Origin of the sequence: Vibrio sp. ED004 (genome assembly GCF_023206395.1) — a bacterium.
Classification (GTDB): Bacteria; Pseudomonadota; Gammaproteobacteria; order Enterobacterales; family Vibrionaceae; genus Vibrio.
This window is the reverse complement of the sequence record NZ_CP066149.1, coordinates 105,779-120,239: the sequence shown is the minus strand read 5'-3', so window position 1 is coordinate 120,239 and position 14,461 is coordinate 105,779. Positions and strand designations below refer to the sequence as shown.

General features: G+C 43.7%; 10 protein-coding genes. 5 read left to right on the top strand and 5 right to left on the bottom strand.

Annotated features, from left to right (window positions below; all coding sequences use genetic code 11):
- Window positions 1–119: 119 nt before the first annotated feature.
- Window positions 120–896, bottom strand: a complete 777-nt coding sequence (locus ITG10_RS00545; protein WP_248386621.1) for an SDR family oxidoreductase — start codon at window positions 894–896, stop codon at window positions 120–122.
- 342 nt (window positions 897–1,238) lie between these two features.
- Here ITG10_RS00545 and ITG10_RS00540 point away from each other — a divergent pair, with 342 nt between their 5' ends.
- The 3 genes from ITG10_RS00540 to ITG10_RS00530 all read left to right on the top strand — a co-directional run bounded on the left by ITG10_RS00540 (window position 1,239) and on the right by ITG10_RS00530 (window position 4,784).
- Window positions 1,239–1,958, top strand: a complete 720-nt coding sequence (locus ITG10_RS00540; RefSeq protein ID WP_017632463.1) for a FadR/GntR family transcriptional regulator — start codon at window positions 1,239–1,241, stop codon at window positions 1,956–1,958.
- 247 nt (window positions 1,959–2,205) lie between these two features.
- Window positions 2,206–4,068: a DUF294 nucleotidyltransferase-like domain-containing protein gene (locus ITG10_RS00535; protein ID WP_017632462.1), complete on the top strand. Its 1,863-nt coding sequence runs from the start codon at window positions 2,206–2,208 to the stop codon at window positions 4,066–4,068.
- Window positions 4,068–4,784 carry a 3'-5' exonuclease gene (locus ITG10_RS00530; RefSeq protein WP_008223443.1) on the top strand — a complete coding sequence of 239 codons (717 nt, stop codon included), beginning with the start codon at window positions 4,068–4,070 and terminating at the stop codon, window positions 4,782–4,784. The genes ITG10_RS00535 and ITG10_RS00530 overlap by 1 nt, the downstream gene beginning before the upstream one ends.
- Window positions 4,785–4,938: 154 nt before the next feature.
- Here the strand turns inward: ITG10_RS00530 and ITG10_RS00525 are convergent, their stop codons facing one another.
- From ITG10_RS00525 to ITG10_RS00510, 4 genes are all read right to left on the bottom strand, one after another.
- The gene (locus ITG10_RS00525) at window positions 4,939–5,613 is read right to left on the bottom strand and encodes an oligogalacturonate-specific porin KdgM family protein (RefSeq protein ID WP_017632460.1); all 675 of its coding nucleotides are present in this window, start codon (window positions 5,611–5,613) and stop codon (window positions 4,939–4,941) included.
- Between the two features lie 74 nt (window positions 5,614–5,687).
- A complete protein-coding gene (locus ITG10_RS00520; protein WP_248386620.1) occupies window positions 5,688–6,947 on the bottom strand; it encodes an alginate lyase family protein in 1,260 nt (419 codons plus the stop codon).
- Window positions 6,948–7,670: 723 nt separating this feature from the next.
- On the bottom strand, window positions 7,671–9,224 hold the full coding sequence (locus tag ITG10_RS00515; protein ID WP_017632458.1) for a methyl-accepting chemotaxis protein: 1,554 nt from the start codon (window positions 9,222–9,224) through the stop codon (window positions 7,671–7,673).
- A 529-nt stretch (window positions 9,225–9,753) separates the two neighbouring features.
- Complete coding sequence (locus tag ITG10_RS00510) at window positions 9,754–10,365, bottom strand: toxin-antitoxin system YwqK family antitoxin (protein ID WP_017632457.1); 612 nt, start codon at window positions 10,363–10,365, stop codon at window positions 9,754–9,756.
- Between the two features lie 522 nt (window positions 10,366–10,887).
- Here ITG10_RS00510 and ITG10_RS00505 point away from each other — a divergent pair.
- The gene (locus ITG10_RS00505; protein WP_026084408.1) at window positions 10,888–12,660 is read left to right on the top strand and encodes a transporter; all 1,773 of its coding nucleotides are present in this window, start codon (window positions 10,888–10,890) and stop codon (window positions 12,658–12,660) included.
- Between the two features lie 145 nt (window positions 12,661–12,805).
- Window positions 12,806–14,422 carry a polysaccharide lyase 6 family protein gene (locus ITG10_RS00500; RefSeq protein ID WP_248386619.1) on the top strand — a complete coding sequence of 539 codons (1,617 nt, stop codon included), beginning with the start codon at window positions 12,806–12,808 and terminating at the stop codon, window positions 14,420–14,422.
- Window positions 14,423–14,461 lie beyond the last annotated feature (39 nt).

Below are 14,461 nucleotides of genomic sequence, written 5' to 3'. Positions count from 1 at the left end.
TTTATGTCAGTGTATACGTCTAATATAGCGTGAGGTTTTGCCTCATCTATTAAGGTCTTGTGACCTAATGTAATGTGTAACTTAAAGCGCAGCCTTAAAGCTGATCTACAGCCGTTAAGCTAAGGCGCTATCTGTCCGCCGTTGACATCCAAGATTTGTCCTGTGATGTAACCGCTGCAAGCATGGGATGCAAAGAAAGCAAAAGTCGGTGCAACTTCTTCGATATCGCCAAAGCGCCCCATTGGGATGTTGCTAGCAATGTTCGATTTTAGCTCGTCGCTTTTACCATCGTGAAATGCAGTATCGATAGTGCCCGGAGAAACAATGTTGAAACGGATATTGTCTTTCGCAAACTCTTTCACCCAGTTACGGTGAATGTCGTGCAACCACGCTTTTGAAGCTGCATAGATGCCAGCACCCACACCGCCACCTTCACGAGCGGCAATCGAACCCGTGCTGATAACACACGATGTTTGCCCCGACTCAGCAGCAGAAGCACGTAAGTGGGGGATAGAGAACCTGGTTGTCATTAATGCAGAGCGAACGTTGAGATCCATGACTCGTTCATAAAACACGTCATCGATACTTTCTAGATTTGCACGACCGCCTAAGCCACCTGCGTTATTGATCAAGACATCCATGCCACCAAAATGCTCGGTGAACTCTTTTACTAATCTTTCGCACTCTGATGTGTCCATCAGATTTTCTGGGAAAAACGCAACATCGCCACCCAGTGCAGTGAGTTCTGTTAGAACGTCATCCACTTTTGGGCTGAATGCACGACTATTGATGCCAATCTTTGCACCATACTTTGCAAAAATACGTGCGGTAGCTAAGCCCATACCAGCAGTAGAGCCAGTAATTAGAATGCGTTTGCCTTTTAAATCGTTAAACATCAGAGTCGCCTATATTGTAGATTATTTGCGTTAATAAATCATACAATAACACTTGCCATATTCAAGGGTGTTCATCTCAAAACCGATCATTAACGACATAAATAGTGAGAGTAAGAGTGGTTTTGTGAGTTCGCGCATACTCAAAAAATGTAAATAAGAACTATTTGTATGAATAAATGAGTTGAAGAGGTCTAATGTGTTGAATAGGTATAAGGTGAGTGAAATATTGCTCTAGACTATATCAGGAGTGACCTCACGTTATTCTTATACTGAGTTGGTGCAGATATAAATCAGTGCTATAGTCCGGGTTAAATAATACATATCTAATAAGTAAGTAGACACATGGCTGGCTCTTTCAATTCGATTTCAGGCTCTAAGCGAAGCCTTCATGTGCAAGTTGCACGTGAAATCGCTCGTGGTATTTTGTCGGGCAATTTGCCTCAAGGTTCTATTATCCCTGGTGAAATGGCTCTGTGTGAGCAATTTGGTATCAGTAGAACAGCATTAAGAGAAGCGGTGAAACTACTGACTTCAAAAGGTCTACTAGAATCTCGTCCTAAGATTGGTACTCGTGTGGTTGACCGCGCATTCTGGAACTTCCTCGATCCACAATTGATCGAGTGGATGGATGGCCTAGCAGACACAGACCAATTTTGTCATCAGTTCTTGGGTTTACGCCGTGCGATTGAACCAGAAGCGTGTGCGTTGGCTGCTCAATTTGCGAGCGCTGAGCAACGTATTGAACTCTCGGGTATTTTCCAACAGATGGTAGAAATCTCGAGTGCCGAAGAATTCGACCAAGAGAGTTGGTTAGATATCGACATGAAGTTCCATAGCCTGATTTTTAATGCAACGGGCAACGACTTCTACCTACCGTTCGGTAATATCTTGACGACGATGTTTGTTAACTTTATTTCTCACTCTTCTGAAGAGGGAAGTACCTGTATTAACGAACACCGCCAAATTTATGAAGCAATCATGGCGGGTAACAGTGACAAAGCACGCCAAGCGTCTGCAAGTCACCTGTTAGAAACTAATCACAGATTACCAGTGGCTAGCTGATTGTTTTAAAAAGCTTTAGTTTTAAAAAGACTTTGGTTTATAAAAAGATTAGAGATTTAAAAATCTTAGTTAAAACAAACTGACACCTAAAAAGCACGTTCGATACGTGCTTTTTTTGTATTCAAATTTGATGAAAACCTGACCAGTGTCCAATATTTAATCTATTATTTACCGTTTTATTAAAATCACTAGTAACCAGTATTTTAAGTTATATAATAATACTAATTAAATTATTGTGAGTGTGATTATGCCCCAGTCTCTGCTGCCAAATATTCTTCAATTCATCGGTCAGATAGACCCTTTCGATAAGATCCCTAAAGAAGCACTTCGTGAGCTTGCCTCTAATGTTCAGATCACTTACCTCGGTAAAGGAGATGTGGTTGATCTGTGTGAGTCGGGTAAAGAGAAGTCGCTCTATATCATTCGAACGGGTTCGATGGAGCAAAGAAAATCAGACGGCGTACTTCGTGCGCGCTTAGGCAGTGAAGATTTGTTCGGTTTTACGTTCTTAGATTCTGAAGTTAACGACGAGAAAGGCTATCGAGCTGTCGCCATCGAAAACACCTTACTTTATGTTATTCCACACTCGGCACTTCAAACGCTGTTCAAAGCATTTCCAAGCTGTGCTGAACACTTTGCATCGCAGGCTCAAGTTCGCTTGAAGTCGGCGCTTGATGTGGTGTGGTCAAATAAAGAGAAGGGCTTGTTCATTCGTAAGGTTGAAGAGGTGGCAAGCGGGCAGGTGGCCATCGTTAAGTCTGAACAAACCATCCAATCGGTCGCAGTTGAAATGCTGCATCAACGTTCTCCTTGTGCAGTGATCTATGAAGGTGAAACCATTGTTGGCTTGATCACCGACCGTGATATGACCAAACGCGTGATTGCGCACGGTGTTAGCACTGAAAATTTAATCTCTGAGGTAATGACGCATTCTCCACTCACAGTAAAACCGGACGATCTTGTGTTGCATGCTGCGTCTATCATGATGCAATTCAACATTCGTAACCTTCCTGTAGTGAAAGAGAACAAAGTTGTTGGCCTTCTGACCACATCTCACTTGGTTCAAAACCACCGTGTTCAAGCGATCTTCTTAATCGAGAAGATCAAATATGCGGGCAGCGTGAAAACCATGTCTTCCTTCACTTCAGAGCGACAAGCAATCTTTGAAGCGCTGGTGGAAGGTAAGGTTGCACCGGAAACGGTCGGCAAGGTAATGACCATGATTATGGATGCCTACACACGCCGATTGATTCAGATCGCGATTGATAAGTTGGGCCCACCGCCGTGTGATTTCTCATGGATTGTTGCAGGTTCGCATGCTCGTAACGAAGTTCACATGTTGTCTGATCAAGACAGTGCGATCGTACTGGCTGACGATGCAACTGACAGTGACCGTATTTACTTCAAACACTTAGCCATGATGGTGACCAACGGCTTAGCGAGCTGCGACTACCCACTCTGTCCGGGTAAATTCATGGCAGCGACGCCAAAATGGTGTCAGCCGCTCAGCGTATGGAAGCATTACTATAAGAAGTGGGTGGCAAATCCTGAGTACGAACGCTTACTTAACATCAGTGTGTTCCTAGAGATTCGTACAATTTACGGCAACAGTGAGTTTGAAGGCATTCTCCGTGATGAACTGCATAACAATATTCGCAGTAACCGTGAGTTCTTAAGCACGCTAGTGAAAGATGCGGTCAATACAAATCCACCACTGGGTATCTTCAATAGTTTGGTACTTGAGAAGTCAGGTGAGAACAAGAAAACACTCAACGTGAAGAAGTACGCCATTAATTTGATCATCGATTTAGCGCGTATTTACGGTCTGGCGGTTGAGTGTGATTTGTCGGCAACGGACGAACGTTTCGCTGCTGCTAATGAAAAAGGCATGTTGAGTGACGATGCATTCAAGAACATCCTTGGCGCGTATCAGTTCATTCTGTCTTTCCGTTTCGGACACCAATTAGAAGCCTTGAAGAACGGGGAAGTGCCAGACAACAATATTAACCCAGACAGCTTTGGTAGCTTTGAACGCAAGCACTTGAAAGATGCCTTTAGAATCATTGCCGACCTTCAAGAAGCGGCGAAAATTCGTTTCGGAGCGCGTTAATGAAAGCCTTGTTGAACTACTTTCACCCGCTTGAGCGAATAAAACGCAAGCGTAAGCAATATCTGGGTACGGTTAAGCTCCCAGAAGCGTTACATGATCTGGTAGAACAGCCTTGTCCTGAAATGACGGATTTGGCAAAAGACAGCGACTATATCGTGTTGGATCTCGAAACCACAGGCTTAGACAGCGAACAAGATCTGATCTTATCTATGGGATGGGTCGATGTGGTGAAAGGACGAATCGATTTGGCTTCGGCCAAGCATATCTACCTGAACAATGATTCTCAGATCAACGCTGAAACTGCGGTGATTAACCATATCACGCCACAGATGTTGGAAGAGGGTGCATCCATTCATGATGCGATGCTCACTTTCTTCGAAGCAGCGAAAGGTAAGATCATCGTCGCGCACGCGTGTGTGGTCGAAGAGAAGTTCATTAGCCAATATCTGCTGAGATGTTATGGCTTAAGGCAACTGCCTTTACTTTGGTTGGATACACTGTGTATTGAGAAGAGCATGGAAAAAGCTATCAGCAACCATGAAGAGGTGGACTTAACTCTGGCGGGCACACGTGAAAGGTATGGTCTGCCTGAGTACAACAGCCACAACGCGTTAGCAGATGCCGTCTCTACAGCTGAGCTACTATTGGCACAGCAGAAGCGAGTAGTGCCTAACGATGAAGTGACACTTTCATTTCTATATCGAATCAGTCACTAGGGCAGTAGCTTTAAATACTCGATACTTATTGGATGAACGGATTTCCTCGGAAATCCGCGATGAACAAAAAAAGCCAGCGAATTAAGCTGGCTTTTGTTTAGGTCTTAGAAAATTAGGACAGTAATTATCTTAGATTTTTCATGTAGCGTGCTGCTTAGAAGCTGTAAGTAATACCTACACGGCTACGCAGTTGACGGTCACGGCTGTCTTGAACGTTACCGAACTCAACGTATGGACGCCAGCTCCAGTCAGCCTCTTTGTAACCCACTTTAAGGTTGTAATCCCACTCGTTGTCAGCACCGCCGCCGCCAGTCCACTCGTTATCAATGAAGTCTTCTGCGTAGTTAGCTTCGAAGCCGAACTGCCAAGCATTCCAGTTGTAATCGATGTTACCTGTTACTTTACTGCGGTTCTTGTTGTCGTTTGAAGAATCAGAGGTGTAGTCACGGAACTCGTGACGGTAGCGAAGCTTCGCTTTTACACCTGAATCGAAAGAGTATTGAACACGTACCTGTGGTTTGTAGGTTACGCTATCAGAACCAAATGTTACTGGCATACTTGGTTGGATTAACCAGTGATCGCTGATTTTGAATTTGTAGCCGTATTCAAATTCGTTGTCCGCTGCTTCCCATTCAGAGAAAGGCTTACCTTTTTGCTTCATTTCAGCGCCGAAGAAGTGGTTATCTACCGAACCGCTCATCTTGATACGGCTTGCCCAGTCTTCTGAACCGTGTTTGTACTCTTGGCGGGCATCAAGTGATGCTGCTGAAACGCTGCCTGCAAATAGAGTTGCTACGACAGCTAAAGCGATTTTATTATTTTTTAACATTGATTTGTTCCACTGTTTTTAATTAAAAATGGTTTTTCAAGGGGCGGGTACATGCCCCTTTTCGAGCGTTTGGATTAAAGCTTCGGGTAAAGCAGTTCTACATCTCGTTGAGCCCAAACTTCCGCTAGGTTCTTCTTAACCGTGAACGCACTGAAGTCAGTTTCTGTTGCCAGTTTCACCCACTCAGGGTTTTCCATAGCAACACCGGCTTTCAGGTAAAGCGGAGTCATGCGTTCAACGCGACGACGTTCATCTTTTTGTGTGTATGGCCACTTTTTCGACAGGTCGTTGTAGTCAGCCATTAGCTGAATACCTGTGTCTAAAGAGCCACCTTTTTTGTTTGTGTAGTTCCAAAGATCGATGCCGACTTTGTCACCGATCTGAGCCATACCGACCAATGGGTCTAGGCTGAAGTAGTGGTAGTGGTAAGCACGTGTACGTTCGATTTCATGGGGCTGAGAGCCATCTTTTTCGAATTGTGTGTCGATACGCATTTTGCCTTTCTGAACCATCTGCTTAGCCAGTGCGTCGTTACCAATAAAGTAAGAAACGCCTGCTACTTGATAGTCGTACCAAGTGCCGTGGTTGTTTTCTGCGTAAGCTTCGCCTTTAGGGCCACCAGACAGATCATCGATGATCAACCAATCTAGGTATTCGCTGTACCACTGAGTGATTTGTGTTTCATCAGACTCAGTCCACGTTGGTGATTGAGACAGAATGGCGATTGAATCCAGCATGCGATCAGTCAGAGTTCTGGTATCGATGATTCCACCGCGGCGACCTTCAGCAACGCCAGGTACACCTTGTCCGTAGTTCACGTTCGGGTTCATCTTCGTATCTTCATTGAAGAACCAAGTTCTTACATATTCGATACCTTGCTGAGCGTATTTTTCGTCTTGGCTAAAGTAGTAGGCGATCGCTAATGCGCGAACAGAACGGGTGAAGTGGCCAATACGTTTTGAGTCAGTTTCGTCAGTTTTTGATGCTGGGTTGGTTTTTCCGTCATGGCGTACCCATGGAAGCCCATCTTCTTTTGATTCATCAGGCCACCAGTAAGGGCTGATGCTCATGTAATCGTTTTTGCTGCCGCTTGGCGGAACCATGCCTTTATCAGCAACGCTGAAAGGACCATCGTTCATAGTTAGTTCTGCTTCTTCAATCAGCTTGGTGTAAGCATCTTTCATTGAACCAGAAGCTTTATCTGACTGAAGAAGAGTGCGGTTCGCTTCTAATGTTGCTTCATCGAGGAAAACGAATTCAGCGGCCATAGCTTGTGAACCGAAAGTGATAGCACCAATACAGGCAGCCAGATGTAGGAGTCGGGGGGCTTTCATATTTACGCCTTTTGTTTTGAATTAAAATAATACAAATATGGTAGCGATCCGAGGCGTGATGATCTGTGAATTAGATCGTGTTGTAGTGACAAAACCACTATTTACAAAGGGTTACAAAGTTAAATCCTGATGTAACATTATGTTTTTATTGGTTAATTTATCTTGATAAGTCTGTTTATAAAGTTCTTGTTTATCAATAAATGTGCGCTACAGCAAAAAATTGAATCTTTAGATGTTATTTTTATTTGTAATACATTATTATTTACTAACTTTATGTAGCAACACTTATCTTTCGTATGTTGAATATATGTAGATTCAATAAATAACCGCTAAGTAGTGAAGTAAAGTGGATAGAGGAACGGATAGTTCAAAGGACGAGGCATTTGCTTGAGGTGATAAAAGCTTCAATCAGAGCAGGTTTGAAATGTAGTAGGCAAGGCAGTGACATCGCCTGCTATATAGAATCGAATTTAGTTAAGACGGTTAACGCCTCTCTAAATCGATGAAAAAAAGAAATCGTTGAAGTGCTTGCAAGAGCATTTTGATTATTGCTCCCAACTATTCTAATTATAACTTCTGCTTTCATTTAGAAAGGTAGGAGATGGTAGTCGAAGATCTGCCCTTGCGCTCATGTTGATACAGGCAACATGAGCGTTTTTTTATCTGGAATTTGAGTAAAGAGTCGTTTGAGGCTCAATAAGCGTGTAAACCGAGGTTTAAAAGCTAGGCTCTTAGGTTGATGACAGCTCGCTCAAGTGAGTCGGTTTGTTCTACCACAGACGTTGCAGAAGCGGCGTTTTTCGACGCTCCCGTTACATTGGCTAATGTTAGCTGCTTAATGGCACCCACGTTTTCAATGATCTCTGAGGTAACAGCGCTTTGTTCTTTCATTGCATTCGCCACTTCCAAACTGTTGTTTAAAATCGTTTCCATGTCTGCAATAACAGAAGTGATTCTTGAGTGTGCATTCTCACAAGAGTCGACGCTGCTGTTACCCTTCTCACAACAACTTTGAATCGTATTTACGACCATTTTTGTTTGGTCCTGAACGCCTTGGATTATCTTTGAGATCTCTTCAGTAGAAAGTTGTGTTCGGCCAGCCAACGTTCTTACTTCATCTGCGACCACTGCAAAGCTACGGCCTTGTTCTCCTGCACGAGCTGCCTCAATGGCTGCATTGAGAGCCAGTAGGTTGGTTTGTTCTGCGATGTCTTTAATCACCTCTAACACGGTATTAATCTTCTCTGAGTGAACAGAAAGGCGATTCACTTCTTCACTGGCACTGACAAGATCAGTGGAAAGGGTATTGATGGTGTCTCTGGTGAATGCCACATCATTTAGACCTTCGTTCGCCGTAGTGAAACTGGTTTGCGCATTGGATGAGGCGTTTTCACTGTTGGTCGCTACGTTTTGAATATTGCTGCCCATCTGGTTTATCGCGGTCGCAATGTTCTCGGTCTGTTGCTGTTGTTTGTTTAAAGCACTCTCAACTTCTATTCCGTCGTGTTGTAGCTGGTTCGAAATATTGCCGAGTGCTTGAATAGAGCCCTGAACTTGGCCGACAAGCTGGCGAATATCAGTAAGGACTGTATTAAATGCCTTTGCGATATCAGCAATCTCGTCCGATCCCTTGTCTTCGGCTCTTACGGTAAAGTCGCGCTGTTGGGCTACGAGCATCATGGTTGAGTTCAGCGAGGCTATTTTCTTTGCTACGCGATTTGATATGCCGAAAGACAGCGCCATCAATAATGCCGCGACGGTAATAATGGAGCTTACAATGAAGGTGGCAATGGTTTGCTGAATCGATTCGACCTGCTGTTCTAATCGCCCTTCAACGTTGATGAATATAGAGATGATATCTTCAAACAGCATTTTCATTTCTGATTTCAGCTCAGCGACCTTGGCGGGGTTGCGGGAGATGGCATCTACCATCAACGAGAAGTCTTTGTTGTATTGCTTTACTTCAAGTGTCAGCTTGTCTAACTCAGGGACTGCGATATCAGACTCTTTAAGCAAGACAGAGAAACTGCCCATCAGTTGTTGAAAGTGAGTGTACTCTTGAGCAAACACCGGCTTGAGCGTTTTATCGTGGCTTATTAGAAACTCTAATTCTGTTCGATTGAGCTGAAGCATAGAGACTTCGAGTGACTTTACTTTGATCAGCGTTTTCTCAAGTTTGATCAGTTTTAGATTGGCCAGTTCTGTGAATGACACAACAACCAATAACGAAATAATCGACAAGCAAGTAAGGCTGAAAAGGGAGGTTTTAATTTTCATAGGCGGGCACCAAAGCAAAACAATATGACTCAACAACGTATTTGGAATCGTGTTTCTCTTATTTGCGTGTAGATAGCTTACGAGGTCGGTAATTGAGATCTGACTCGCAACGGAAACGTTTGCTAACAGTATTTTATAAAATGATTATTAACAAGTTAAATATTTATTATTTCAATGACTATTGGTGATTGTTTTGTTATTAAGAGACTGCTTTGTCACTAAGATGTTGTTTGTCACTAAAAGATTGCTGGAAGGCCGCTAGAAGAGAAAGGAATACAACAAGTAGGAAAAGAAAGGCACGATCTAAAGACAAAAAATACGAGCATTCACGTTGATTCGCATGAATGCTCGTTTCTAGTGTCGATTTATTTGAGAGAAAGGTTATCTAAGAACCATAGTATGAGTTTTTGTGGCTATGTTTTAGGTTACCCATCTCTCTCTATAAGCGACATAAAGTAGGCTTAGCTTTTATGAAGACCTAGCGACTAAGCGGATCTAACTTTTGTGCGAATCTAGATACTAAGCAGATCTAGCTTTGAGTTGGCATCCACACTTGTTTTGACGTGATTTTCTGGTCTTTGAACGTCAATTCTTCAACCTTATCGCCATTAGAGTTCCAGCGAGTCAGTTTCCCGTTCGCCATTTCACCGTCACTGAACTTCGCTTGGCTCGCCTTATTGCCATTCGGGTAGTAGTCGGTGACCAGACCATCTTTTTGTCCGTCACTGTATTCTGCCGTTAGGCTTTGTTCGCCATTTGGGTACCATCGAGAGGCAACACCTGATAATTCGTTGTCTTTATAGTTGAGCTCGGCTTTCTTCTGGCCGTTGGGATACCAGGTTTCTGCCTTGCCTTGTAATTCACCTTTGACGTAATTCACTTTAGAAGCAACTTGGCCATTTGGATACCAACTGGTTTCTAAACCAAGTTCTAGGCCGTCGGCAAATTGAGCTTGGGTCGCGACTTGGCCGTTATCGAACTTCTCTTCAAACTGACCAGTAAAGGGTTTTGAATGGTTTACTTGATAAGCCAAGCCTTTACGCATCTGTAAATAGTCGACAGCATCTTCGCGTGGTGTAGCTGCATAACTCATAGAAGACATCGTACTAAGAGCAATCAATATAGGGATGTATTTCTTCATAATGACACCTTTTTATTGGACAGGGGAAAGTGTAACCGGTGTGTTAAAAGCATTTCACTTCAGTGGCCGGCTGTCAGCATCTATTAGTGGTTTTCAAGTTTTCATTATTAGCGGTCTAATGAAGGGAACTTTTCAAATCGAAATTTGACTATAAATTTGTGATATTTGTAATACAAATGTGTCCAGTTTATTCATTTTCATAAGCTATATCTAGCCGTGTTTCCGTTGTTCGCATGTGAAAATTTTCCGTAACGATTAACCGTTTTTAACGACTGTTATCAATATTTTAGTGACTTTGTTCTTATTTTTCGGCGTTTTGATGGGTTTTCGACGCTGTGTGCTGCACTAAGTTGATGAAAAGCGCTCGCAGGTGGTGCAAATTTGAACTCGATCACTTGTATGATTAATTGAGGGCGTGACTGTAAGATCACTGTCACGCATTTAAATTATTGTAGTACAAATGTGCTTGCCATCTATCTATAGTGACCCTAACAAAAAAACATAAATAAAAAGGTCTTAAAGATGGAACTCAATACCCTGATAGTTGGCATCTATTTCCTATTCTTAATTGCGATAGGGTGGATGTTTAGAACGTTTACAAGTACGACAAGTGACTACTTCCGTGGGGGAGGTAACATGCTGTGGTGGATGGTAGGTGCAACAGCATTTATGACCCAGTTCAGTGCGTGGACATTTACTGGCGCCGCAGGTAAAGCTTTTACCGATGGTTTTGCGGTAGCGATTATCTTCATTGCTAACGCGTTCGGTTACCTAATGAACTACCTTTACTTCGCTCCGAAGTTCCGCCAACTGCGTGTTGTGACGGTAATTGAAGCGATTCGTATGCGTTTTGGTAAAGTGAATGAGCAAGTATTCACTTGGTCTGGTATGCCAAACAGCGTTATCTCTGCAGGTATCTGGTTGAATGGTCTAGCGATCATCGCATCGGGTATCTTCGGCTTTGATATGACAACAACGATTATCCTTACGGGTCTGGTTGTACTGATCATGTCAGTGACGGGCGGCTCTTGGGCGGTAATCGCATCTGACTTTATGCAGATGGTTATCATCATGGCAGTAACGGTGACATGTGCAGTCGTTGCTATTTACCACGGTGGCGGTGTTACGCAAATCGTTAGCGACTTCCCAACGGATTCGTTCATCACGGGTGACAACCTTAACTACATGAGCATCTTCAGCATCTGGGCTGTGTTCATCTTCTTAAAGCAGTTCAGCATTACCAACAACATGCTTAACTCTTACCGCTACCTTGCTGCGAAAGATTCAAACAACGCACGTAAAGCCGCTCTACTTGCATGTGTACTAATGACGCTTGGTCCAATCATCTGGTTCATGCCTTCTTGGTTCATGGCTGGTCAAGGTGTTGATTTAGCTGCAGCTTACCCTGAAGCTGGCAGCAAAGCCGCTGACTTCGCTTACCTTTACTTCGTTCAAGAATACATGCCTGCAGGTATGGTTGGTCTTCTGATTGCCGCTATGTTCGCAGCAACCATGTCTTCAATGGACTCAGGTCTAAACCGTAACTCAGGTATCTTCGTTAAGAACTTCTACGAGCCGATTCTTCGCCCTAAAGCGACAGAGAAAGAGCTAATGGTTGTTTCTAAACTAACGTCTACTTTCTTCGGCATCGCTATCATCTTAGTGGCTCTGTTCATCAACTCTCTTAAAGGTCTGAGCCTTTTCGACACCATGATGTATGTGGGTGCATTGATCGGCTTCCCAATGACGATTCCAGCATTCTGTGGCTTCTTCATTCGTAAAACTCCGGATTGGGCAGGTTGGGGCACGCTAGTTGTAGGTGGTGTGGTTTCTTACTTCGTTGGTTTCGTTATCACTGCTGACATGATCCAAAACTGGTTCGGTCTAAACGAGCTAACAGGCCGTGAGTGGGCTGACCTGAAAGTGGCTATCGGCCTTATCGGTCACATCGTATTTACTGCTGGCTTCTTCGTACTTTCAACACTGTTCTACAAGCCTCTTGCTGAGCACCGTGAGAAAGACGTAGACAAGTTCTTCAACAACCTAGCGACACCATTGGTTGCTGAAAGTAACGAGCAGAAGAAACTGGATAACAAGCAACGTCGTATGTTGGGTTCACTTATCGCAGTTGCGGGTGTGGGCGTAATGACAATGTTCGTACTGCCTAACCCAATGTGGGGACGCATGGTGTTCGTTCTTTGTGGCTTGATTGTATTCTCTGTTGGTTTGCTGCTTGTTAAAGCGGTGGATGACAAAGTAGAGAAGCAAGACGAAGTAACACCAGCTGAAAGCTAAGTCCTTATCCCTCAAGAGATACGGCTTTCAATAAGACGACAAGTCTTAAGAAATTATAAGTTCAAACAAAGAAAACTTTAATAAAACGGTCACCAGTTTGGGTGGCCGTTATTTTGGTAATCCATTATTTAATGTGAGATGTAAGATGAAGAAAAAATTAATTTCGGTAAGCATTATTAGCGCGTTTACGTTAGCTTTCGCGACAGGCTGCACGACTCAAGAAAAAGCAGCACCCGTGATCAGCGCAGCTGAGCAAGCGGTACCTTCGATCAGCGAAATCGATCGTAGTTACTTACTAAGCAGTGACCGCTTAACTGAGGTTGATGGCAATACACTAGATGTTGCTTCAGAAGAACAAGTGGCTGCACTTAAAGCACAATTTGAAAACCTAAAAGATGGCGACGAAGTTGTTATCCCTAACGGTAAATATGCAAACTTAGGTCAAGTGACGATCACCGCGAATGACATCACCATCAAAGCTGAACAAGCAGGTTCTGCGTGGATCACTGGTTTGATCCAGTTCGAATTGAAAGGTGATGACATCACGCTTGATGGCCTAGTGTTTACGGAAGGTGGTCCAAACGAACGTTTCGGTGCAGTACGTATGATGGGTAATGGCAACACGCTGCAAAACTCAACATTCTACTACTTCAACCACGATTACACGTACGAACCAGATGAGCGTCGCTCTGAGTATCCAAAGTACCTTTGGGTTTCCCTATGGGGTAAAGACGGTAAAGTGATCAACAACCGTTTCGAAGGTAAGCAAAAGCGCGGCACTTTGATTGGTGTTCAAAAGGACGACACGTCAGACAACCACCTGATCGCGAACAACATCTTTATGGATCAAAAGCCAAACCAGTTTAATGAATTCGATATCAAAGAAGCGATTCGTTACAACGGCAACAGCTGGGAAGCGATTCGCATCGGCGATTCTAAATCTTCACAGTGGGATTCAAGCTCTAAGTTTGTAAACAACCTGATGATCGATATGGATGGTGAGCGTGAGCTGATCTCCATTAAGTCGGGCGATAACACGATTTCAGGCAATACCATCTTCCAAAGTGCGGCACTGATTTCACTGCGTCACGGCAAAGGCAACACGGTTGAGAACAACATGATCTTGGGTAACGAAAAACGTCTAACAGGCGGTATTCGTATCTACGATGAAGACCATGTGATCCGCAACAACTACATTGCTAACACTCGTGGCCGTGATGGTGTGATTGAAGGCAACGCTGACCTACGTGGCGGTATCGTGATTAACACGGGCATCATCGACGTAGCAAATGGCGAGCAGTTAGATCAATCGGTGAAAGGCAAAGAGCTTAACAAGCAATGGACACCGAAAAACATCACCATCGAAAACAACTCTCTAGTCGATACTGAGTGGGGCATTGTTTACGGTAACCAAAGCCACCGTGTAAGCCTGTTTAACAACGCAGAAGTTGAAGGCATTTACGCAGGTGTAGATGTGGCATTCAAACACAACGTGGTTGATAACTCGCAATCACCTGAGTTTGTAAGTGTACGTGCAACTCACGACTTCCCATTAGTGGGTGCGACATACACAGACGAAACTTACGTGGGTCAAGTGACGGATTCTGAGCTGATTGAAAGCTACTCGGTTGAACTACCAAAAGTAGCGGTAGAAAACGGCATGAACGCTTACCAAGGTGAAGGTGCAGATGTGTCTAAACTGGCAGTGGTAACAGCTGAAACAGCAGGTCCAGATTACGTGCTTGAAAACACAAACAAGTAACGCAGAATAAAGTCAGTTTTTAACTGGCAACGATAAAAA

Excerpts from the sequence above, each read along its gene's own strand:
- ITG10_RS00545 (WP_248386621.1), bottom strand. The coding sequence starts at position 896 with ATGTTTAACGATTTAAAAGGCAAACGCATTCTAATTACTGGCTCTACT.
- ITG10_RS00540 (WP_017632463.1), top strand. The coding sequence starts at position 1,239 with ATGGCTGGCTCTTTCAATTCGATTTCAGGCTCTAAGCGAAGCCTTCAT.
- ITG10_RS00535 (WP_017632462.1), top strand. The coding sequence starts at position 2,206 with ATGCCCCAGTCTCTGCTGCCAAATATTCTTCAATTCATCGGTCAGATA.
- ITG10_RS00530 (WP_008223443.1), top strand. The coding sequence starts at position 4,068 with ATGAAAGCCTTGTTGAACTACTTTCACCCGCTTGAGCGAATAAAACGC.
- ITG10_RS00525 (WP_017632460.1), bottom strand. The coding sequence starts at position 5,613 with ATGTTAAAAAATAATAAAATCGCTTTAGCTGTCGTAGCAACTCTATTT.
- ITG10_RS00520 (WP_248386620.1), bottom strand. The coding sequence starts at position 6,947 with ATGAAAGCCCCCCGACTCCTACATCTGGCTGCCTGTATTGGTGCTATC.
- ITG10_RS00515 (WP_017632458.1), bottom strand. The coding sequence starts at position 9,224 with ATGAAAATTAAAACCTCCCTTTTCAGCCTTACTTGCTTGTCGATTATT.
- ITG10_RS00510 (WP_017632457.1), bottom strand. The coding sequence starts at position 10,365 with ATGAAGAAATACATCCCTATATTGATTGCTCTTAGTACGATGTCTTCT.
- ITG10_RS00505 (WP_026084408.1), top strand. The coding sequence starts at position 10,888 with ATGGAACTCAATACCCTGATAGTTGGCATCTATTTCCTATTCTTAATT.
- ITG10_RS00500 (WP_248386619.1), top strand. The coding sequence starts at position 12,806 with ATGAAGAAAAAATTAATTTCGGTAAGCATTATTAGCGCGTTTACGTTA.